This window comes from Stenotrophomonas maltophilia group sp. msm4, from assembly GCF_032025605.1.
In the GTDB taxonomy this organism is placed as follows: domain Bacteria; phylum Pseudomonadota; class Gammaproteobacteria; order Xanthomonadales; family Xanthomonadaceae; genus Stenotrophomonas; species Stenotrophomonas sepilia.
In genome coordinates this window covers 355257-375944 of record NZ_JAVSKK010000001.1, presented here as the reverse complement: position 1 = coordinate 375944, position 20688 = coordinate 355257, and the positions used below count along the sequence as shown (strand labels likewise).

Below are 20688 nucleotides of genomic sequence, written 5' to 3'. Positions count from 1 at the left end.
CCCGGCTTTTTCGTTGTCGGCTGGCAGGCGGTGGAGCGGCTGGCGGGCGAAGGCTGGCTGGCGGTGCTCCGGTGCTGGCGGGCGACAGAACGCTGTACTTCTTCTGGTAGAGCCGACCGCTGGTCGGCTCTACCGGAACGCAGCCGAGCATTGGCTCGGCTCTACAAAAAGCGGTGCCGGCTCAGTGCGCCGGGGCGCCGGTGCCGTCGATCTTGCTCAGCTGGTACAGCTCCAGGCCGATGCGCTTGATCAGGCCCAGCTGCTGTTCCAGCCACCAGGCGTGGTCTTCCTCAGTGTCCTTCAGCTGCGCCAGCAGGATGTCGCGGCTCACGTAGTCGCCCTTCTCCTCGCACAGCTTCATGCCGGCGGCCAGATTGTTCCGAACGGCGTATTCAGTGTCGAGATCCTTCTGCAGCATCTCTTCCACGGTCTTGCCCGGCTCGGTGGCGTGCGGGCGCATGTCCGGGTCCCCGCCCAGGAACAGGATCCGGCGCAGCAGCGCATCGGCGTGCTGGGTTTCCTCTTCCATCTCGTGGTTCAGGCGTTCGTACAGTGCGAACAGGCCCTGATCCTCGTAGCGGCGGGAATGGATGAAGTACTGGTCGCGGGCAGCGAGCTCGCCGCGCAGCAGTTCCTTCAGGCAGGCGATGACGTCCGGGTTGCCTTTCATGGGGGGCTCCTGTGAATCGATGCGGCATAGGGTGCCGCATTTCAAAGTACGGTGGTCTAATCGGAATCAGTCGCAGTTGCGCCTGCGGCTACAATCGGCCCACGAGTTCGGAAAGGACGTGCGATGCGACGTACATGGCGTTGGGTGCTGGGCGTGTTGATCGCCATCGTGCTGGTCAGCGCCCTGGTGCTGTGGCTGCTGCTGCGCGGCAGCCTGGCCGACCTGGAGGGCGAGCATGCGCTGCCCGGGCTGGCGAAGCCGGTCACCCTCGAACGCGATGCGCTGGGCGTGGTCACCATCACGGCCGGCAGCCAGGCCGACGCGATGCGTGCACTCGGCCGCGTACACGCGCAGGAACGCTACTTCGAGATGGACCTGATGCGCCGCAGCGCCGCCGGCGAACTGTCCGCACTGTTCGGACCGAAGGCCATCGACGCCGACAAGCGCATGCGCGTGCACCGTTTGCGCGCACGCACCGAGGCACACATGGACGCTGCATTGGGCGACAACGGCGATGCGGTGCGCGCCTACGTGGACGGCGTCAACGAAGGCCTTGCCGACCTCTCCGTGCGGCCGTGGGCGTACCTGCTGCTGCGGCAGTCACCGCAGCCTTGGCAGGCCAGCGACAGCGTGCTGACCGGGCTGGCCATGTACGCCGACCTGCAGGATCCCGGCAACCAGACCGAGCTTGCGCTGAGCCGCATCCGCGCGGTGGTGCCGCCGGCGCTGTATGCGCTGATTGCCCACGATGGCACCGAATGGGATGCCCCGCTGTTCGGCGAACCCACCGGCAATGCCACGCTGCCCGATGCCAGCCAGCTGGACCTGCGCGCGCTGAAGGGAAAGCCGGGCACCGGGCAGGAAGAAGCCGACGCCGTCGGCAGCAACAACTTCGCGGTGGGCGGTGCGCTCACCGCCGACGGCCGCGCCATTGTTGCCGACGACATGCACCTGGGCCTGCGCGCACCCGGCCTGTGGTTCCGCGTGCGCCTGCGCTACCCCGACCCGCAGGCCGCTGGCGGCCAGGTCGACGTCACCGGCTTCTCGCTGCCGGGCCTTCCGGCGGTGATCGTCGGCAGCAACGGCCACGTCGCCTGGGGCTTCACCAACAGTTACATAGACACTGCCGATTACCGCACTGAACCAGCCAACGCCACAGTGACCGTGCATGAAGAGCGGATTGCGGTGGCCGGCCAGGCCGACGTGCTGTTCCCGGTGCGCGAATCCGCCTGGGGGCCGATCCTGCACACGCATGCCGATGGCAGCGGCGACGCGCTGCGCTGGGTCGCCCACCTGCCCGGCGCCGTGCGCCTGGACTTCGGTGACCTGGCCCGCGCCGGTGACCTGGACGCGGCCCTGCAGTTCGCCGACCACGCCGGCATTCCCGCACAGAACCTGGTGGTCGGCGACCGCAGCGGACGCATCGCCTGGCGCCTGATCGGCGCCCGCCCCGACCGCGGTCCGGGCTGCGCGCCGGCCGGCTTCAACGCCGCCCACAACCAGGACTGCGCCCCCTGGCCGATCCGCAGCGACGCCTCGCCGGCATTGATCGACCCACCGAACCATCGCCTGTGGACCGCCAACGGCCGCGTCCTCGACGGCGAGGCACTGGCCAATGTCGGCAACGGTGGTTATGACCTTGGCGCCCGTGCGCGGCAGATCCGCGACCTGCTGGCGATCCAGGAGCGCTTCGACGAACACGACCTGCTGGCGATCCAGCTCGACGATCGCGCGGTGTTCCTGCAGCGCTGGTGGGCGCTGCTGCACGACGTCATCGAACGCAGTGACGACCCTGCACTGAAGCGCATGAAGGAGGCCAGCCATCAATGGGACGGCCGTGCCTCGGCCAGCTCGGTCAGCTACCGGGTGGTGCGTGAGTTCCGTACGCAGGTGATGAAGACACTGTCCGATGCACTGCTGGCACCGGCCAATGCGCAGCTGGGCGATGACTATCTGGAGCCGCGCCTGGCGCAGCTGGAAGGGGTGGCCTGGCCGATGCTGCAGCAGCGGCCGGCCAATCTTCTGCCACCGGCCTTCGACAGCTGGGATGCACTGCTGATCGACGCCGCACGCCGTACCGAGAGCGAGCTGACCAGGCAGGGACCGCTGGCCAAACGCAGCTGGGGCGAACGCAATACCGCGGCGATCTGCCATCCCATCGCACGGGCGCTGCCGGACATCGCCAAACGCTGGCTGTGCATGCCGGCCGACCACCTGCCCGGCGACCGCGACATGCCGCGCGTGCAGACGCCGAACTTCGGCGCTTCCGAGCGCATGGTGGTTTCGCCGGGCCACGAGGCCGACGGCATCGTGCACATGCCCGGCGGCCAGAGTGGGCATCCACTGTCGCCCTACTGGGGTGCCGGCCACGAAGACTGGGTGCATGGCCGGCCGACGCCGTTCCTGCCGGGCAAGGCGCAGCACACCATGACGCTGGTGCCAGCGCGGTAGTGCCGGCCGCTGGCCGGCATCCATGCAGGTGCATCCAGCATCATGAGGTTGCCGGCCAGCGGCCGGCACTACCGTTCAACGCTCAGCCCCTGCGCCGCTCGATCAGGTTCAACAGTGGCCCGGTCATCGCCGTTGTCACCAGCGCCATGATCACCAGCACCGCGAACAGCCGGTCACCGAGCAGGCCAAGTTCGTAACCCAGGTTGAGCACGATCAGCTCCATCAGGCCACGGGTGTTCATCAGTGCACCCAGCCGCCACGCCTCACGGGTGGGCATGCCGGCACTGCGTGCGGCACTGAAGGTGCCCAGCAGCTTGCCGGTCGTCGCTACCGCGATCACCACCACGCACAACAGGACATCGCTGGCCTGCAGCGTATCGGCGCGCATGCGCAGCCCGGTCATGGCGAAGAACAGCGGCAGCAGCAGCGTCACCGCGAACGGTTCGACGCGCGCCATCAGCAGCTCGCGCAACTGCACATTTGACGACACCGCCACGCCAGCCGCGAACGCACCGAACAGCGCATGGATGCCGAGCATCTCGGTGACCAGGGCACTGGCCAGCGACAGCAGCAGGATGCCGAGCAGCCAGCGTCCCTCACGACCCGGCGCGATCTGCTGGCGGGCGAACCACGGCTTCACCAGCCCCAGCATCAGCGCCACGAAGGCGACTATGCACAGCAGGTTGAGGCTGGCCGGCAGCCATCCGCTGGCCTGTGCAGCCGCCACGATCAGCGCCAGCAGGCACCACGCGGTGGCATCACCCAATGCAGCGCAGGCAATCGCGGTCTGCCCCAGTGGCGCCTGCGTGATACCGCGGTCGGCAAGGATACGCAGCAACACAGGGAAGGCCGTGATGCTCATCGATATGCCAACGAAAAGTGCGAATGCGGTGAAGCCCACGCCCTGCGGACCGTGCTGCGGGTACAGCCAGATCGCCAGGGCGACGCCAAGCACAAACGGCACCGCAATGCCGGCATGGCTGACCGTAAAGGCAAAACGCCGGCGTCCACGCAGCGCCGCCAGGTCCAGCTCGGCACCGGCCACCAGCAGGAACATCAGCACACCCAACTGGCTGAGCATGCCCAGCGGGCCCAGCGAGCTGGGCGGGAACAGGGCTCCATGCAGCGGCGGCAACAGGCTGCCGAGCATCAATGGGCCCATCATCAGGCCGGCGGCCATCTCGCCGATCACCGCCGGTTGTCCAAAGTGCTTGAGCAGCGCGCCTGCGCCCTTGGCCACCAGCAACAGCACCAGCAGCTGCAGCAGGAACAGGCCCAGCGGCGACGCCAGATGCTGCACCCAGGTGGCTTCGGCCGTGGCCGTGGCGCGGGCAACAGCCTCGGGCGCCGCCGGCCCGGCATAACGGGCCAGCAGCACGCCAGCCAGCAGCGGGACCCCGGCCCAGGCCAGGTAGCGCCATCCCCACTTCGTCGGTGGCGCCGGGCCCCCGCTGTGTACGTCCATGAACATTCCCCAATGTGCAGGGGGGCGATCATACAAAAAGGGGACGGAGGGGATTAAGTCGTTAGTGGCACAAGCGCCCCGGTCCCGCTCCGTCCCTTTTTCGGGGCTTACGCCAGTGCCTGCTCGTGCACGCCCGCGATCGCGCGCCCCGACGGATCTGCAGCTGCGGCGAAGCTGGCATCCCACGCGATCGCCGCCGGCGACGAGCAGGCAATGGACTTGCCACCCGGCACGGTCTCGGCGGCCGCACGGCTCGGGAAGAACTGCTCGAACAGATGACGATAGTAGTAGGCCTCCTTGGTCTGCGGCGGGTTGTGCGGGAAGCGCTTGTCGGCCGCTGCCAGCACACGGTCGCTCACCTGAGCTTCGGCATGCGCCTTCAGCCCGTCGATCCAGCCATAGCCAACGCCATCGCTGAACTGCTCCTTCTGCCGCCACAGGATGCTGTCCGGCAGGTAGCCTTCGAACGCCTCGCGCAACACCGCCTTCTCGATGCGGCGGCCACCAAAGCCCGCACCGACCATCTTGTGCGCGGCGTCGAAGCGCATCGCCACATCGAGAAATTCGCGATCCAGGAACGGCACACGCGGCTCCACGCCCCAGGCCATCATCGACTTGTTGGCGCGCAGGCAGTCGTAGTTGTGCAGCGCGTCGAGCTTGCGTACCAGTTCGTCGTGGAATTCACGCGCATCCGGCGCCTTGTGGAAATACAGGTAGCCACCAAAGATCTCGTCGCTGCCCTCGCCGGAAAGCACCATCTTCACCCCCATGGCCTTGATCCGCCGTGCCAGCAGGAACATCGGCGTCGATGCGCGGATGGTGGTGACGTCGTAGGTTTCGATATGGCGGATCACTTCCGGCAGTGCATCAAGGCCCTCCTCGAACGTGTACTCGAAGCCGTGATGCACGGTGCCCAGCGCTTCGGCGGCGATTGCAGCGGCGGCCAGATCGGGAGAGCCCTTCAAGCCGATTGCGAACGAGTGCAGGCGCGGCCACCAGGCTTCGGTCTGCCCCCCATCCTCGATGCGACGGCGTGCATAGCGCGCGGCCACCGCCGCCACCAGCGACGAGTCCAGGCCACCAGACAGCAGCACGCCGTACGGCACATCGCTCATCAGCTGGCGTTCCACCGCATGCTCGAAGGCCTGGCGCAGCTCGGCCAGATCGGCCTGGCGACCCTGCACGTCAGCGTAGTCGCGCCACGGCTGCTGGTAGTAGCGCACCAGCTCACCGCTGGCACTGTCGAAATAGTGGCCCGGCGGGAACTGCGCGACGTCGGCACAGGTATCGACCAGTGCCTTCATTTCCGAGGCCACTCGCAGACGTCCCTGGGCATCGTGGCCCCAGTACAGCGGCACCACGCCGACCGGGTCGCGCGCCACCAGCACACGACCGGCACCACGGTCCCACAGCGCGAACGCGAAGATGCCATTGAGCTGCTCCAGCCACTGCGCCGGCGAAGCGCCCTGGCGGTACAGCGCATTGATTACTTCACAGTCCGAACCGGTCTGGAAGTCATAGGCGGTGGTCAGTGCGGCCTTCAGTTGCTGGTGGTTGTAGATCTCGCCGTTGACCGCCAGCGCCAGCTGGCCGTCGGCCGACAGCAGCGGTTGCGAGCCGCCGGCCGGGTCGACGATGGCCAGCCGCTCGTGGACCAGCAGCGCACCTTCGTCAAGATACACGCCGCTCCAGTCCGGGCCGCGGTGGCGCTGGCGCTGCGACAGTTCCAGCGCATGGCGGCGCAGGGCCGGAAGATCGTCACCGGCCTGCAGGCCGAAGATTCCGAAGATCGAACACATGGGGGAGCTCCTGTTGGGGGAATTTCACGGGTGGGAGGGTGTTCGACCGGCCATCCAGGCCCGGGTGGGGCTGCGCCCGGGCACAAAAAAAACCCGCATCGACCGATGCGGGTTTTCTGGTGTCCGGGCGTGTGTTGCTGTCTATCTACCCAGGGCGCAGTCCCGCATCGGCCGCGCACGATTATTCGCGCGCAGATTATTGCGGTTGTTGTTATTGACGGCGGTGGCCAGGCGGATCGACATGGCATCGACCCTACCCCGGTTTCCGGCACGGCGCAACCGTTGCGTTGGCAACCAGGTGAAGGTGTGCCGACCAACGGTCGGCACCCAGCAGTCGGCCCACAGGGGTAGCGCCGGGCCGTGCCCGGTGCCATGCCTCACACCAGCAGCCGCTCCACCAGCCGCTGGTACAGCCCGGGCAGCGCTTCCAGTTCGTCCACGCGCACGTTCTCGTCCACCTGGTGGATGCTGGCGTTGACCGGCCCCACTTCGATGCACTGCGCGCCCAATGGCGCGATGAAGCGCGCATCGGAGGTGCCGCCACCAGTGCTTTCCTCAGGGGCACGACCGATGTGCTCGGCCAGCACCGCGCGCGCGGTGGCGCGCAGCGTGCCTTCCGGGGTGTAGAACGGTTCGCCGCTGCGATGCCACTTCAGCGTGTACTGCAGGGCATGCCGATCCAGCAGCGCGGTGATCTCCGCTTCCAGTTTCGGCGCATCCCAGTGCGGGTTGTAGCGGATGTTGAAATCCACTTCGAGCTCGCCGGGAATCACATTGTTGGCGCCCGTACCGGCATGGATGTTGGAGACCTGCAGGCTGGTCGGCGGGAAACTCTCGTAGCCGTCATCCCAGCGCCGTGCGCTCAACTCGGCCAGGGCGGGCGCCGCCTGGTGGATCGGGTTGCGCGCCTTCTCCGGGTACGCCACATGGCCCTGTACGCCCTGCACCCGCAGCTTGGCCGACAGGCTGCCACGACGACCCACGCGCAGCAGGTCACCGAGCGTCGCGGTCGACGACGGCTCGCCGGTGATGCACCAGTCGATGCGTTGGCCGCGCTCGGCGAACAGCCGTGCGACGTGGCGCACGCCATCGATGGCATCGCCCTCCTCGTCGCTGGTCAGCAGCACCGCCAGCGTGCCGGGGTGATCGGGATGCGCGGCAACGAACTGCTCGGCCGCCACCACGAACGCCGCCACGCTGCCCTTCATGTCGGCGGTGCCGCGACCATACAGCACGCCATCACGGATCGTCGGCGTGAAAGGATCACTGGTCCAGGCCTCGCGCGGCCCCGTCGGCACCACGTCGGTATGGCCCAGCAGCACCAGTACCGGCGCGCCCTGGCCATGGGTCGCCCACAGGTTGTCGACCTCGCCCAGCCGCAGGTGATCGCACTGGAACCCGGCCTGCTTCAAGCGTGCCGCCAGCAGTGCCTGGCAGCCGGCATCATCGGGCGTCACCGAGGGCCGTGCGATCAGCTCGCAGGTCAGGTCGAGGACCGCGCTCACGCGTCACCCACGCCGAAGCGGGCCTTGAAGCCATTGTCACTGAAACCCTGGCTGACCGTGCCGTCGGCGGTGACCACCAGCGGGCGCTTGATCAGCTGCGGGTACTCGCGCAGCAGCAGCTTCCATTCGGCCTCGGAATCGGCGGCCTTGCGGTTGTCCGGCAGCTGCCGCCAGGTGGTGGAGGACCTGTTGACCATCGCGGCCAGGCCACCCAGCTGCTCAGCCCACGCCAGCAGTGTTTCCGGGCTCGGCTTGTTGTCGCGGTAGTCAACGAAGGTGTACGGCACGCCGAAGCGGTCCAGCCACTTGGTCGCCTTCTTGCAGGTATCGCAGTTCTTCAAACCGTAGACAGTGGTGCTCATGGCCATCTGTGATGCTGGAAAACAGAGGCCCAGAATCTCACAACAGGCGCTCGGACACGACCCGGAACGGTACCCTTGGCAGCCGGAAGGCCAGCCCCTCGTGCAGCGCCACGTCCATCGCCTGCAGGCGCGGGCACTGCAGTTCGCCTTCCAGCTGCAGCGGCTGCAGGCTGTCGACATCCACCGGCAGCGCGATGCGGGTGCTGGCCCAGTGCCGGTCACAGGTGCGCGCAACGGCCTCATCCTGGCAGGTCAGGAAGCGCAGCAGGGCCTGATGGCCACCGAAGGCCCCCCGCCACGCCCCGTCCTCCCAGCCCGCAGCGGCCCGCCACTGCAGGTGCAGGGCAGGCGCACTGCCCTGCCCGCCTTCGATCAGGGTGTGCCCATCGCCATCGGCGCGCACCACATGCTCGAAGCGCGTGGACAGGTGGGGCTGCATGGCATCGCTGAAAGCGCGCGCGCCGGCGACGAAGGCCAGCTGGTCCATCACGTTGCGATCGAACAGCACCACCGGGGCCCCGCCTGGATCATGGTCACGGCGCAGGTACCAGCGCCAGTTGCTCTGCCCTGGCGACGGCATCAAGCAGCGCAACGGTCCCGCCAGCACCGGCCCGAAATGGCCATGGCGATAGCTGAGAACGGTATAAGGCGTGCGTCCAGCATGGACCACGTAGTGGTGGCCAGGTGGCGCTGGCGGGGCATGGCGCACATCGACCCACCAGCTCGCGTAGACCACGTCGCGCACGTCGCTGGCCAGCACCGGCATCGGCCAGCGCCGCGACAGTGCCCGGCGCAACCGGGTCCAGCGCGGAGCGTGCAGCAGGCGCGGCAGCATCCGTCCGAACGCGTTGTCGGACGGATGCCGGTAGATCGCGGACTGCGCCAGGTCCTCCGGCGCACTCACCTTCAGTCGGCCAGGCCGCGCAGCAGGTCGTTGACGCTGGTCTTGCTGCGGGTCCTGGCATCAACCTGCTTGACGATCACCGCGCAGTACAGCGAGTGGGTACCGTCCTTGCTCGGCAGCGAGCCGGACACCACCACGCTGTACGGCGGGATGTAGCCGTAGCTGATCTCGCCGGTGGCGCGGTTGTAGATGCGGGTGCTCTGGCTGAGGAACACACCCATGCCGATCACGCTGTGGTGACCGACCACCACGCCTTCCACCACTTCCGAACGCGCACCGATGAAACAGTGGTCCTCGATGATGGTCGGGCTGGCCTGCAGCGGCTCCAGTACGCCGCCGATGCCGGCACCGCCGGACAGGTGGCAGTGCTTGCCGATCTGCGCGCACGAACCCACCGTGGCCCAGGTGTCGACCATGGTGCCTTCGCCGACGTAGGCTCCGATGTTGGTGAAGCTCGGCATCAACACCACGTCCTTGCCGAAGTACGAGCCGCGGCGGGCAATCGCGCCCGGCACCACGCGCACGCCGCTCCGGCGGAACTTCGCTTCGTCGTAGCCGGCGAAGCGCGATTCGACCTTGTCCCAGAACGGTGCCGGTCGTGCATCGACCACCGCCATGTCGTTGACGCGGAAATACAGCAGCACGGCCTTCTTCAGCCACTCGTTGACCTTCCAGCCGCCCTGGCCGTCCGGCTCGGCGACGCGGAATTCACCGCTCTCGAGACCGTCGATCACGCGGTTGACCAGCGGCCTGGTCGAGCCTTCCAGCTCATGCAGGGTCAAGGTGGCGCGGCGCTCGAAGGCGCTCTCGATGCCGAACCTGAGTTCTTCCACGCCGGGTGCCGACGGCTTGCGCAGCGACTTGCGGGCGATGGTTTCGGCGCGGACGGCTTCGGCGCTCTTGGCCGGGGCCGGCTTCTTCACAGCACGCTTGACCGCAGCCGTTTTCTTCGCCGGGGCCTTCACCGCGGCGGCCTTCTTCGGCGCAGTGGCCTTCTTTGCGGCCGGTGGGGCTGCAGCAGGTTTCCGGGCCGCTGCGCTCTTGGGGGTCGCGGCGGTCTTCTTGGCGGGCTTGGTGGCCATCAGGCGGGGTCTCCGGCGTTTCGATCAGGGTCCAGGCAGGCCAGCATTGCGTCATGCAGCTGCTGCCGGGCAGGTTCAGTCAGGGGGAGGTCGTGTTCGTCACTGATCACGAAGGTGTCTTCGGCGCGCTCGCCGAACGTGGCAATGCGCGCATCATGCACGCGCAGGCCCTGGTTGCGCAGCACGAACGCCACATCGGCCAGCAGGCCGGGACGGTCGGGAGCGACCAGGGCAAAACGGGTTGCGCCCGGTTCATCGCGGAACTCGATGCGCGGGGCGAAGCGGAAGTGCCGCAGTTGCCGAGGTACCACACGGCGCGACGGCCGCAGGCGCGACAGGTCACCACTGAGTGCCTCGCGCAGCGCCGCCTCCAGGTTGGCACTGCTGCCATCGGCAAACGTGTCGGCCGGGTTCACTTCGAAGGTATCGAAGATGGTATCGGCCGGACCGTCCAGCACGCGTGCGCGGTGAATGCCATAGCCCTTGCGGTCCAGGGTCATCACGATCGCGGCGAACAGGCCGTCGCGGTCGGGCGAGTGCACGAACACTTCCAGCGCCGGGTCATCCACACTGATCCGGCGCACCTTCACCAGCACCTGGCCCTGCTTCACCGGCACCAGCGCGGCTGCCTGCCAGGCCAGCTGCTCGGGGCGCAGACGAATGAAGCCCTCATCCGGCATCACCGCGAACTGGCGATCGATGGTGGCGTCGTCGTAACCCTGCTCGCGCACCAGTGCGCGCACGCTGTCACGTGCCTCGGCCACGCGTTCGGCGGCCGGTACCGGATGCTCCAGCCCCTCGCGCAGCGCGCGCCGGGTGGCGAAGTACAGGTCGGCCAGCAGGCGGTCCTTCCAGGCATTCCACAGCTTCGGGCTGGTGCCGGCGATGTCTGCACAGGTCAGCAGGTACAGGTAGTCCAGGCGGTCGCGGCTGCCGACCAGGGTGGCGAAGCGATGGATCACTACCGGATCGGCGATGTCCTGCTTCTGCGCGGTCACCGACATGCGCAGATGCTGTTCGACCAGCCATGCCACCAGCTCGGTATCGGTGCCACTGAGCGCATGCGCCTGGCAGAACGCACGCGCGTCCACCGCACCCAGCTCCGAGTGGTCGCCGCCGCGGCCCTTGGCGATGTCATGGAACAGGCCGGCCAGCAGCAGCAGTTCCGGCTTGCGCAGGCGGGGCCACACTTCGTGCGCGATCGAGAAGCGTTCGTCGGCACGGCTGCTGGCGAACTGGCCGATGTTGCGCAGGACCATCAGCGTGTGCTGGTCGACCGTATAGACATGGAACAGGTCGAACTGCATGCGCCCGCTGACCTGGGCAAACGCGGGGATCCACTGGCCAAGCACACCCAGCCGCGCCATGCGCGAAAGCGTGTCGACCGGACGCTGGCCGCGCAGCAGGGACAGGAACTGCTCGCGTGCATCGGCATCGGCCTGGTCGTAGGCCGGCAACAACGGCAGCGCTTCGGCCAGCGCGCGCGCGGTCAGCGAATGCAGGCCTCGCACCTGTGGATTGTTGGCCCAGCTGGAAAACAGGGCGAACACCTGGCCGATGTCACCGCGCGGCCAGTCGGCCTCGTTGGCGGCCAGGTAGCCGCGGCGCAGGGAGAAGCCCACGGTCAGCGGTTCCGGCTGGGCCTCGCCATCGAACTGTTCCTCGAAGCGCTGCAGCAGGCGGTCGCTGATCCGGCGCACCACCAGCGCGGCGCGGTAGAAGCCCTGCATCATTTTCTCGACACCGAGATTCTCGGCATCGTCTTCGAAGCCCAGGCGCGCGGCCAGGGTCTTCTGGTAATCGAAGCGCAACCGTTCTTCCGGGCGGCGCGCGACCAGGTGCAGGCCGAAGCGCAGCCGCGCCAGCACCGCACGCTCGCGCTTCAGCGCAGCCGCTTCGTCGGCACCCAGGTGGCCCAGGCCGACCAGCGCTTCCAGGTCGCGTACGCCGAAGGCGCGCAGCGCCATCCAGCCCAGCGTGTTGAGATCGCGCAGGCCGCCGGGACCATCCTTGAGATCCGGCTCCAGGTTGTCGGCAGTGTCGCCGAAGCGCTGGTGGCGGTTGCGCAGCTCTTCCAGCTTGGCCAGGAAGAAGGCACGCGCCGGCCACAGCTCACGGTCGTCGATGGCCTCGCGCAGCGCACGGCGCGCCGCATCATCGGCCAGGATCGGACGCGCCTCGATCAGCGCGGTCAGCACGGTCTGGTCAGCCGCCGCCTCGCGGCACTGCAATGCAGAACGCACCGCATGGCTGACCGCCAATCCGCAGTCCCACAGCAGCGCGAACAGGCGTGCCAATGCCGCTTCATGCGCCCGTTGTGCGGGCGGGTCGCCGAACACCAGCAGGTCGATGTCCGAACGCGGAAACAGTTCACCCCGGCCATAGCCACCGACCGCGAACAGCGACAGGCCGCTGTCGGCCGGCAGGCAACGCTGCCAGGCCAAGCGGATCAGATGGTCGGCCGCGCGCGCCCGCAGCGCCAGCAGGCGCTCGATGTTGTCGCCCTGGTCGAAGCGGCGATACAGGCGCGCGTCGGCCTGCTGCAGCGCCTGGCGCGCGGCAGCAGCCCAATCCGGGTCGTTGAGCGACGCGGCCGGCGTGTCCAGCAGCGAACTCGCCGGCAGCATCGTCAGGAGACCTGCGACTCGCCCGGCGACAGCGTCAGCACGTCGACGCCGGTCTCGGTGACCGCGACCATGTGCTCCCACTGCGCCGACAGCTTGCGGTCCTTGGTCACCACGGTCCAGCCATCCGGCAGCACCTTGTTGTAGCGGGTACCCTCGTTGATCATCGGCTCGATGGTGAAGGTCATGCCCGGCTGCAGCACCAGGCCCTGGCCCGGGCGGCCGTAGTGCACCACCTGCGGCTCGTCGTGGTAGACCTTGCCGATGCCGTGGCCGCAGTACTCGCGCACCACGCTGAAACGCTCGCCTTCGGCATAGCTTTGGATGGCATGGCCGATGTCGCCCAGGGTGGCGCCCGGGCGCACCGCGCGGATGCCGCGCCACATGGCTTCGTACGTGGTTTCCACCAGGCGGCGCGCCATCACCGACGGGGTGCCGACGAAGTACATGCGGCTGGTGTCGCCGTGCCAGCCGTCCTTGATGACGGTGACGTCGATATTGATGATGTCGCCATCCTTGAGCACCTTCCCTTCGCTGGGGATGCCGTGGCAGATGACATTGTTGACCGAGGTGCACACGGTCTTCGGGAAGCCGCGGTAGCCGACGTTGGCCGGAATCGCGCCCTGCACGTTCACGATGTGGTCGTGGCAGATGCGGTCCAGTTCCTCGGTGGTGACACCGGGCTTGACGTGGGGGGTGACGATGTCGAGCACTTCGCTGGCCAGGCGGCCGGCGATGCGCATCATCTCGATTTCCTGCGGGGTTTTCAGATTCACGCTCATGGCACCCATTATCGCCGATCCGGCCGCAATCTGAACGAACGCCACCCAACTGCCGATCCGGGTGATGCACGGTTCCGGCAAGGAAAGTGAAAGCGTGATGGTCTCCGCTCTTTCGTCTGCCTAATTATCACGGATTACAGACACTTACGCCTCCTAAGCTGGATCCACCGTCGTCAAAGCGGCACCGAACGTGCCGTCTTCGCCTTGTTCAACGGACCTTCGGGTCAGGGAGGTTGTTCATGCGATCCCCAGTTCGATCCCCGCTGGCATGGGCCGTGGCCGGGTTCCTGCTGTCCAGCCCGGCACTGGCCGCCGACACCACCACCTTCAATGTCACCCTGGTGGTCACCAAGGCCTGCACCATCACGGCGGCGGCCGCCACCAACGTGGACTTCGGCACCGCGGCATCAACCACCACCACGCCCACCCTGGGCCAGGGCACGGTGACCGCCCAGTGCTCGGCACTGACGCCCTACACGATTGCACTGAATGCGGGCGCCAATGCCAGCACCGCCAACGACGTCACCACCCGGCGGATGAAGAACACCAATGCGGCGGTGACCGCCAACAACTATGTCGGCTACCAGCTCTACCAGGATGCCGCACATACCCTGGTCTGGGGCGCCACAACCGGCACCAACACCCAGGCCGGCATCGGCACCGGCCTGGCCGTGCCCTACATCGTCTACGGCCAGATCCTGAACCTGAGCACCAACAACCCGGCCGCCGGTAGCTACCTGGATACGGTTACCGCCACGATCACCTATTGATGGAGCACGCCCGCATGGCCGGATCCCGCCCGTGGCGCGCCACCGGCGTGGCGCTGCTCGCCCTGTACCTGCTTGCCATCGCGGCCGCCGGCGCCACCAGCCTGCAGGTGGCCCCGACCAGCCTGCAGCTGGAAGCCCGCCAGCGTGCCGGCGAATTGTGGCTGACCAACAGCGGCACCTCGCCGGTGAAGCTGCAGGTACGCGTGTTCCGCTGGGTGCAGCAGGACGGCCAGGAACAGCTGCTGCCCACCGATGCGTTGATGGCCACCCCGCCGATGCAGGAACTGGCCGCCGGACAGCAGCAGCTGGTGCGGGTCATGCGTGCGGACAAGGAACCGCCAGCGGCACAGCAACATTACCGCCTGATCGTTGACGAGGTGCCCGACCTGGCCATCCGCGCGGGTGGCATGCAGTTCGTCCTGCGCTATTCGATCCCGGTGTTCGTGCAGCCCTCGGCCGGCACGCTGGCGCCGCAGCTGCAGGCCCGGCTGGTAAAGCTGGCGGACGGCCGCAACGGCGTCGAAGTAGCCAATTCGGGCAACAGTTACGCTCAGATCGCCGATCTCGCGCTGGGCAGCGCCACGCGCCCACGCATCGTCCATCCCGGGCTGCTGGGCTACGTACTGCCCGGCCAGGTGATGCGCTGGCCGATCGAACGCACGGCGATCGACCGCGACAACGACCAGATCACGGCCAAGCTCAATGGCGAGTCGGAACAGACGCCACTGTCGCCCCCACCGGCTCGCTGAGGCCATGATGGGCGCGTTGCTGGCTGCCCTGGTTCCCGCGGCGACCGAGGCCGCCGATGTGTCCGGCGTGGCCACGGCGGCTGATGTATCCGGCGTGTCGGCCGATGCGATCCTGCCCCCCCCCACCCCGCTGACCGCCAGCCAGACGCTGTACCTGGATGTGTCGCTCAACAGCACGCCGCGCGGCCTGCTGCCGTTCATCGAGAACCGTGGCCGGCTGCAGGCCAGCCCCGAAGTGCTGCGCCAGCTCGGCTTCAACGCCAGCGGCGATGCACCGGTCTACCTGGACCAGATCAGCGGTGCGGTGGTGCGCTACGACGCCCACATGCAGACCCTGGCGCTGGACGTGCCGCTGGACCAGCTGACACTGCCCACCACCGTGCTCAGCCGCCCGCAGACGCGCGCCCCCACCGGCAGCGCCTCGCCCGGCGTGCTGCTCAACTACAACGTCTACGGCAGCCGGGTGGACACGCTCGGCAACCTCAGCCTGAGCTCGGAGCTGCGCGTATTCGGTATCGGCAATGGCACTTTCGAGAACACCGCCATCAGCCGCCGCTACCAGCAACCCGGCGACCGCCATTGGCGCGGCGAGAGCGTGCGCCTGGACACGCGCTGGAGCCTGGATTTCCCCGATAGCGCAACGACCCTGGAGATCGGCGATTTCTACAGCGGGTTCGTCGACTGGACCCGCCCCGTGCGCCTGGGTGGCCTGCAGATCGGCCGCAACTATGGCCTGCAGCCCTACCGCGTGCTGACGCCCACGCCGAGTTTCCTCGGCCAGGCCGTGGTGCCCTCCACGGTCGAGCTGTATGTCGATGGCCTGCGCCAGTACAGCGGGCAGGTGCCGGTCGGTCCCTTCCAGCTCGCAGCACAGCCCGGCATCAGCGGCACCGGCAACGCGCAGGTGGTGGTGACCGACGCATTCGGCCGCATGCAGACGCTGGACTTCAGTTTCTACGGCACCCAGCAGCTGCTGGCCAAGGGCCTGTCGGACTGGTCGGTCGGCGTCGGCCACCTGCGCCGGGATTTCGGCGAGCGCTCCTTCGCCTATGACGATCGCACGGTGGCCAGCGCCAGCTGGCGCGGCGGTGTCACCGACACGTTCACCGGCGAGGCGCATGCCGAAGGCGGCGGCGGCCTGGCCCAGGGCGGCATTGGCGGCTGGTGGTTGCTCGGCGCCGCCGGCGTGTTCAATGCCGCCTATGCGCACAGTGACTACCACGGCCTGCAGGGTGGGCAATGGGCGCTGGGCTACAGCTGGAACCACCGTCGCTTCAACGTCAATCTGCGCAGCGTGCGCAGCCACGGCGACTACCGCGACCTGGGCGCGCTGCAGGGCAACCTGCCACCAAGCATCAGCGAGCAGGCCACGGTCGGCCTGGACCTGCTGCGGCTGGGCACGCTCAGCGCCAGCTATCTGCGCCTGCGCTACCCCGACGGCGACGACAACCGCTATGCCAGCCTGTTCTGGTCGCGCGCCTGGAGCCAACGCTGGTCGGCCTACCTGTCGGTGAACCAGAACCTGGACCGTAGCGATGACCGCAGCATCTACCTGTCGATGACTGCCAGCCTGGGCAACAATCGCCAGGCCAGCCTCTCCAGCCAGCGCAACGGCGACAGCCAGAGCTGGGTCGCGGACGTGACCCAGCCGGTGCCCGGCGATGGCAGCGCCGGCGGCGTCGGCTGGCGCGCGCAGCTGCGCCACGGCGAGGACGGCAACGGCGGCCTGGCCGAGGTCGGCATCCTCAACGATGTCGGCCGCTATTCTTTCGGTGCCTCGCGCCAGGGCGGGCTCAACTATGCCTACGCCAGTGCCAGCGGCAGCCTGGTGTGGATGGGCGGGCACGCCTTCGCCACGCGCGAGGTATCCGATGCGTTCGCGGTGATCAGCACCAATGGCGTCGGCGGCGTCCCGGTGCGGCTGGAGAACCGCTTGATCGGTGTCACCGACGATCGCGGCCTGTTGCTGGTCAGTCCGTTGCTGTCCTGGCAGCGCAACCGGGTCTCGATCGACACCCTGGACCTGCCCGAAGACATGCGTGCCGACCGCATCGAGGACTGGGTCACGCCGCGCCAGCGCGCCGGCACCCGCGTGACCTTCCAGCTGCGTTCGCGGTCGTCACTGAGCCTGACCCTGCTGGCGATGGACGGCCAGCCTCTGGAGGCGGGCAGCGAGGTGCAGCTGCCTGACGGTCGCCAGGCCACGGTCGGCTACGACGGCCTGCTCTATCTGGAAGACGTCGCCGCCGGCAGCGTGCTGTACGTCACCACCAGCCATGGCCCGTGCCGGGTGAAGGTACCGGACCTGCCCAAGGTGGTGGCGTCCGGTGCCCGCCCGAAGCCGGCACCGCAGCAGTGCATTCCGGAGGTGGCGCCATGAAGGTGCTGCTGCTCGTCCTGCTGCTGTGGGCCGGCCTGCTGGCAGCGGCGCCGGCCGGTGCCACCGCGGTCTGCACGGCGGTCGCCGATCCGACCCTGCCGTTCGGCAACATCAACAGCAATGCACCCGGCCCGAGCACGGCCAACCTCAACATCACGGTGACCTGCACCACCGCCGCGCTGAGCCTGTTGGCCACCACCGGCGTGCGCGTCTGCGTGGGCATCGGCGCAGGCAGTGGCGGCGGCAGCAGTTCCACGTCCCGCACGATGGCCACCTCCACCAGCGACACGATGAATTTCCAGCTATATAACAACGCCAGCTTCGGCCAGGTCACTGGCCTGGTCCCGCGCGGCACGCCGCCAGCGCAGGAGCTGACCATGAGCTACAACGTACCGCTGCTGACCGGCGGCAGTGGTGCGCAGACTGTGCAGCTGTTCGGTCAGATTCCGGCCAACCAGGTCCTGGCCTCCGGCGCGTACAGCAGCACCTTCAGCGGCGCCAGCGTGGTGCTGACCTGGGCCTGGAACGAAGTCCTGCTCGGCACCGCCACCGTTCCCGCCACCTGCAACGGCGGCGCCACCGGTACCAACAGCGCGAGCGCGGCCTTCAGTTTCACCGCCACCGCCAACGTGCTGCCGCAATGCGGCAGCTACGTCACCACCAACATGAATTTCGGCAACGTCACCGGCGGCATCCCGGCCAACATCGACCAGACCGCCACCCTGACCCTGACCTGCCTGAAGAACACCGCCTTCCAGGTCGGCCTGAACAACGGCCAGAACAATCCCGCCGCCACCACCACCCGGCGCATGGCCACCACCATCGGCAACAGCACCTATTACCTCCCCTACGAGCTGTACCGGGATCCGGCACGAAGCCAGCGCTGGGGCAACACCCTGACGGTCGACACGGCCAGCAGCACCGGCACCGGAAGCGCACAGCAGCTGACCATCTACGGCCGGGTACCGCCGGTCACCGGCCAGCCCCCGGCCGGCACCTACAACGACCTGGTGACGGTGACGATCACCTACTGACCTGCGTGCCGACCAACAGTCGGCACCCACCGGACGAAGGCCGTGCCGAGCGCGGGCTCGGCGCTACAGTTGCGGCGCATCCGGCCGATACCGCGCAGCAAGATCTTTCAGCACGGTGGGTGGCAGGTGATTCGCGCATTTCTGATCGGGGCGATGCTGGTCGCCAGCACGCCGGCCCGCGCCGAACCGCGCAGCACCACGCTGCAGATCCGGCTGACCGTGGTCGAATCCTGCAGCGACGATGCCGGCGCTCCCCGTTGCGCGGCGCCACACCAGCGCAGTGACGACGCCAAGGTGCCGCCCCAGGTCCGCGACCTCGCACCACCGACGACAGACGACAGCGCAATGCCCTCCGTGACCCTCATCTACTGATGCGCGCGCTGCTGATCCAGCTTGGACTGCTGCTGGCGCAGCCCTCGGCGGCGCTGGAGCTGTTGCCGACCACCCTGCAGCTACCCGCCGAAGGCGGCCGCGCCGAACTGTGGCTGCGTAATCCGGGGCCCGGCCGCTGGCAGGGCCAGGTGCAGGTGCTGGCCTGGGAGCAGCAACTGGACGCCGAACGACTGCAGCCCAGCGACCGGATCCGGGTCAGCCCTGCGCGGCTGGACCTGCCCCCTGGCAGCACCCAGCGCGTCTGGCTGCTGCCAGGCGGTCCGCCAGCATCCGTGGGTGAACAGGCCTATCGGATCGTACTGGCGCCGGCCTTGCCGGGATTGCCCCGCTACTCGCTGCCGTTGTTCCGCGGCCCAGCGGCGCCAGCGCTGCATGCCCGGCTGCAGGCCCGCGTCGAGGCACATGGGCCTCAGGCCATGCTGCGACTCAGCAATTCCAGTACGCTGCATGGCCGCCTGCACGATCTGCGATTCATAGCGGCCGACGGCCAATCGTCGCTGCTGGTGGCCGGGCTGGCCGGCTATATCCTCGCAGGCCATGAACGCCGCTGGCCCCTGCCTGCCCGCACCGATGGCTATGTGGGCGGCCACTTCCGGGCCCGCCTGCAGGACGGCCGCGAGGTCAATCTGGCCGCATCTGACCCTGCAATTGCAGCGGACGCCCCCAGCGGGCTATAATCGACCGGATTCCTGCCGCCTGCGTGCGCGGGAGCCCGTCCACACCGGACGTCACCGGTGAATCCACACCTGCTGCCCCCATCCGTGCCGGGGTGCTCCGCGAGGAGTTCGGCCACGGAGGCAACAGGGAAGCCCAACCCCGGAACCGATCGCGCTTCCACGCGTCCCGCATACCTATCCCGCGGGCGGAATCGCTGGTTCCATATCAGGAGTATTGCAATGCCCCAGGTCACCATGCGTCAGATGCTGGAAGCCGGCGTCCACTTCGGCCACCAGACCCGCTACTGGAACCCGAAGATGGCTCCGTACATCTTCGGCGCCCGCGGCAAGATCCACATCATCAACCTGGAAAAGACCGTCCCGCTGTTCAACGATGCGATGAACTTCATCTCGTCGGTTGCCCAGAAGCGCGGCACCGTCCTGTTCCTGGGCACCAAGCGCAGCGCCCGCGAAACCATCAAGGAAGAAGCCGAGCGTTGCGGCATGCCGTTCATGAACCAGCGTTGGCTGGGCGGCACCCTGACCAACTTCCGTACCGTCAAGCAGTCGGTTGCCCGCCTGAAGGAACTGGAAGCCGGTGAAACCGACGGCACCTTCGAGAAGCTGGTCAAGCACGAAGTGCTGGGCCTGCGTCGCGAGCGCGACAAGCTGGAAGCCTCGCTGGGCGGCATCAAGGACATGAACCGCCTGCCGGACGCCATCTTCGTGATCGACATCGGCCACGAAGACATCGCGATCAAGGAAGCCAAGAAGCTGGGCATTCCGGTCATCGCCGTGGTCGACACCAACTACAACCCGGAACTGGTGGACTACGCCATCCCGGGCAACGACGACGCCATCCGCGCTGTGCAGCTGTACGCCCGCGCCGCTGCCGACGCCGTGCTGGAAGGCAAGGCCGCTGCGCCGCACGCCGCTTCGGTGCGCGAGGAAGAGTTCGCGGAAGCCGCTGCTGAAGGCGAAGAGAAGCCGGCCCGCCGCGCTCCGGCCAAGAAGGCTGCCAAGAAGGGCGACGACGCCCAGGCCTGATCCAGGCCCCGGGTG

Annotated in this window: 17 protein-coding genes; 8 read left to right on the top strand and 9 right to left on the bottom strand. The window is 67.9% G+C overall.

The window, feature by feature from the left end:
• Positions 1–181 precede the first annotated feature (181 nt).
• Positions 182–670 (bottom strand): bacterioferritin, encoded by a 489-nt coding sequence (bfr, locus tag ROV93_RS01735; RefSeq protein ID WP_072166798.1) that lies wholly within the window; start codon positions 668–670, stop codon positions 182–184.
• A 123-nt stretch (positions 671–793) separates the two neighbouring features.
• On the opposite strand from bfr, the gene ROV93_RS01730 reads away from it, so the two are divergent.
• Positions 794–3121, top strand: a complete 2328-nt coding sequence (locus tag ROV93_RS01730; protein WP_072166799.1) for a penicillin acylase family protein — start codon at positions 794–796, stop codon at positions 3119–3121.
• An 82-nt stretch (positions 3122–3203) separates the two neighbouring features.
• On the opposite strand, the gene ROV93_RS01725 is transcribed toward ROV93_RS01730, so the two are convergent.
• The 8 genes from ROV93_RS01725 to map form a co-directional block, all read right to left on the bottom strand.
• The gene (locus ROV93_RS01725) at positions 3204–4592 is read right to left on the bottom strand and encodes a cation:proton antiporter (RefSeq protein WP_312538488.1); all 1389 of its coding nucleotides are present in this window, start codon (positions 4590–4592) and stop codon (positions 3204–3206) included.
• A gap of 101 nt (positions 4593–4693) precedes the next feature.
• Complete coding sequence (gene asnB / locus ROV93_RS01720) at positions 4694–6385, bottom strand: asparagine synthase B (protein WP_072166802.1); 1692 nt, start codon at positions 6383–6385, stop codon at positions 4694–4696.
• Between the two features lie 377 nt (positions 6386–6762).
• On the bottom strand, positions 6763–7890 hold the full coding sequence (gene dapE, locus ROV93_RS01715) for a succinyl-diaminopimelate desuccinylase (RefSeq protein WP_072166803.1): 1128 nt from the start codon (positions 7888–7890) through the stop codon (positions 6763–6765).
• Positions 7887–8258, bottom strand: a complete 372-nt coding sequence (locus ROV93_RS01710; RefSeq protein WP_172412123.1) for an arsenate reductase — start codon at positions 8256–8258, stop codon at positions 7887–7889. The genes dapE and ROV93_RS01710 overlap by 4 nt, the downstream gene beginning before the upstream one ends.
• Before the next feature lie 31 nt (positions 8259–8289).
• The gene (locus ROV93_RS01705; RefSeq protein ID WP_072166804.1) at positions 8290–9156 is read right to left on the bottom strand and encodes a hypothetical protein; all 867 of its coding nucleotides are present in this window, start codon (positions 9154–9156) and stop codon (positions 8290–8292) included.
• A gap of 2 nt (positions 9157–9158) precedes the next feature.
• A complete protein-coding gene (gene dapD, locus ROV93_RS01700) occupies positions 9159–10238 on the bottom strand; it encodes a 2,3,4,5-tetrahydropyridine-2,6-dicarboxylate N-succinyltransferase (RefSeq protein WP_072166805.1) in 1080 nt (359 codons plus the stop codon).
• Positions 10238–12865, bottom strand: a complete 2628-nt coding sequence (locus tag ROV93_RS01695; RefSeq protein WP_111007616.1) for a [protein-PII] uridylyltransferase — start codon at positions 12863–12865, stop codon at positions 10238–10240. Before ROV93_RS01695 ends, dapD begins: the two co-directional genes overlap by 1 nt.
• A 2-nt stretch (positions 12866–12867) precedes the next feature.
• Positions 12868–13653, bottom strand: coding sequence for a type I methionyl aminopeptidase (gene map, locus ROV93_RS01690; RefSeq protein ID WP_032955117.1), 786 nt, complete (start codon positions 13651–13653; stop codon positions 12868–12870).
• Between the two features lie 230 nt (positions 13654–13883).
• On the opposite strand from map, the gene ROV93_RS01685 reads away from it, so the two are divergent.
• From ROV93_RS01685 to rpsB, 7 genes are all read left to right on the top strand, one after another.
• Positions 13884–14414 carry a spore coat U domain-containing protein gene (locus ROV93_RS01685; protein ID WP_072166807.1) on the top strand — a complete coding sequence of 177 codons (531 nt, stop codon included), beginning with the start codon at positions 13884–13886 and terminating at the stop codon, positions 14412–14414.
• Positions 14414–15163 carry a molecular chaperone gene (locus ROV93_RS01680; protein WP_072166808.1) on the top strand — a complete coding sequence of 250 codons (750 nt, stop codon included), beginning with the start codon at positions 14414–14416 and terminating at the stop codon, positions 15161–15163. Before ROV93_RS01685 ends, ROV93_RS01680 begins: the two co-directional genes overlap by 1 nt.
• A 7-nt stretch (positions 15164–15170) precedes the next feature.
• Entirely contained in the window at positions 15171–17543 is a 2373-nt protein-coding gene (locus tag ROV93_RS01675; RefSeq protein ID WP_312538487.1) for a fimbria/pilus outer membrane usher protein, read from the top strand.
• A complete protein-coding gene (locus tag ROV93_RS01670) occupies positions 17540–18577 on the top strand; it encodes a spore coat U domain-containing protein (RefSeq protein ID WP_072166810.1) in 1038 nt (345 codons plus the stop codon). The genes ROV93_RS01675 and ROV93_RS01670 overlap by 4 nt, the downstream gene beginning before the upstream one ends.
• Before the next feature lie 153 nt (positions 18578–18730).
• Positions 18731–18949 carry a hypothetical protein gene (locus ROV93_RS01665; RefSeq protein ID WP_072166940.1) on the top strand — a complete coding sequence of 73 codons (219 nt, stop codon included), beginning with the start codon at positions 18731–18733 and terminating at the stop codon, positions 18947–18949.
• Positions 18949–19647: a molecular chaperone gene (locus ROV93_RS01660; protein ID WP_072166811.1), complete on the top strand. Its 699-nt coding sequence runs from the start codon at positions 18949–18951 to the stop codon at positions 19645–19647. The genes ROV93_RS01665 and ROV93_RS01660 overlap by 1 nt, the downstream gene beginning before the upstream one ends.
• 219 nt (positions 19648–19866) lie before the next feature.
• On the top strand, positions 19867–20673 hold the full coding sequence (gene rpsB, locus ROV93_RS01655) for a 30S ribosomal protein S2 (RefSeq protein WP_005408748.1): 807 nt from the start codon (positions 19867–19869) through the stop codon (positions 20671–20673).
• The last annotated feature ends 15 nt before the right edge of the window (positions 20674–20688 follow it).

Coding starts and splice junctions, on each gene's coding strand:
- bfr (WP_072166798.1), bottom strand. CDS start 670: ATGAAAGGCAACCCGGACGTCATCGCCTGCCTGAAGGAACTGCTGCGC.
- ROV93_RS01730 (WP_072166799.1), top strand. CDS start 794: ATGCGACGTACATGGCGTTGGGTGCTGGGCGTGTTGATCGCCATCGTG.
- ROV93_RS01725 (WP_312538488.1), bottom strand. CDS start 4,592: ATGTTCATGGACGTACACAGCGGGGGCCCGGCGCCACCGACGAAGTGG.
- asnB (WP_072166802.1), bottom strand. CDS start 6,385: ATGTGTTCGATCTTCGGAATCTTCGGCCTGCAGGCCGGTGACGATCTT.
- ROV93_RS01710 (WP_172412123.1), bottom strand. CDS start 8,258: ATGGCCATGAGCACCACTGTCTACGGTTTGAAGAACTGCGATACCTGC.
- dapD (WP_072166805.1), bottom strand. CDS start 10,238: ATGGCCACCAAGCCCGCCAAGAAGACCGCCGCGACCCCCAAGAGCGCA.
- ROV93_RS01695 (WP_111007616.1), bottom strand. CDS start 12,865: ATGCTGCCGGCGAGTTCGCTGCTGGACACGCCGGCCGCGTCGCTCAAC.
- map (WP_032955117.1), bottom strand. CDS start 13,653: ATGGGTGCCATGAGCGTGAATCTGAAAACCCCGCAGGAAATCGAGATG.
- ROV93_RS01685 (WP_072166807.1), top strand. CDS start 13,884: ATGCGATCCCCAGTTCGATCCCCGCTGGCATGGGCCGTGGCCGGGTTC.
- ROV93_RS01680 (WP_072166808.1), top strand. CDS start 14,414: ATGGAGCACGCCCGCATGGCCGGATCCCGCCCGTGGCGCGCCACCGGC.
- ROV93_RS01675 (WP_312538487.1), top strand. CDS start 15,171: ATGGGCGCGTTGCTGGCTGCCCTGGTTCCCGCGGCGACCGAGGCCGCC.
- ROV93_RS01670 (WP_072166810.1), top strand. CDS start 17,540: ATGAAGGTGCTGCTGCTCGTCCTGCTGCTGTGGGCCGGCCTGCTGGCA.
- ROV93_RS01665 (WP_072166940.1), top strand. CDS start 18,731: ATGCTGGTCGCCAGCACGCCGGCCCGCGCCGAACCGCGCAGCACCACG.
- ROV93_RS01660 (WP_072166811.1), top strand. CDS start 18,949: ATGCGCGCGCTGCTGATCCAGCTTGGACTGCTGCTGGCGCAGCCCTCG.
- rpsB (WP_005408748.1), top strand. CDS start 19,867: ATGCCCCAGGTCACCATGCGTCAGATGCTGGAAGCCGGCGTCCACTTC.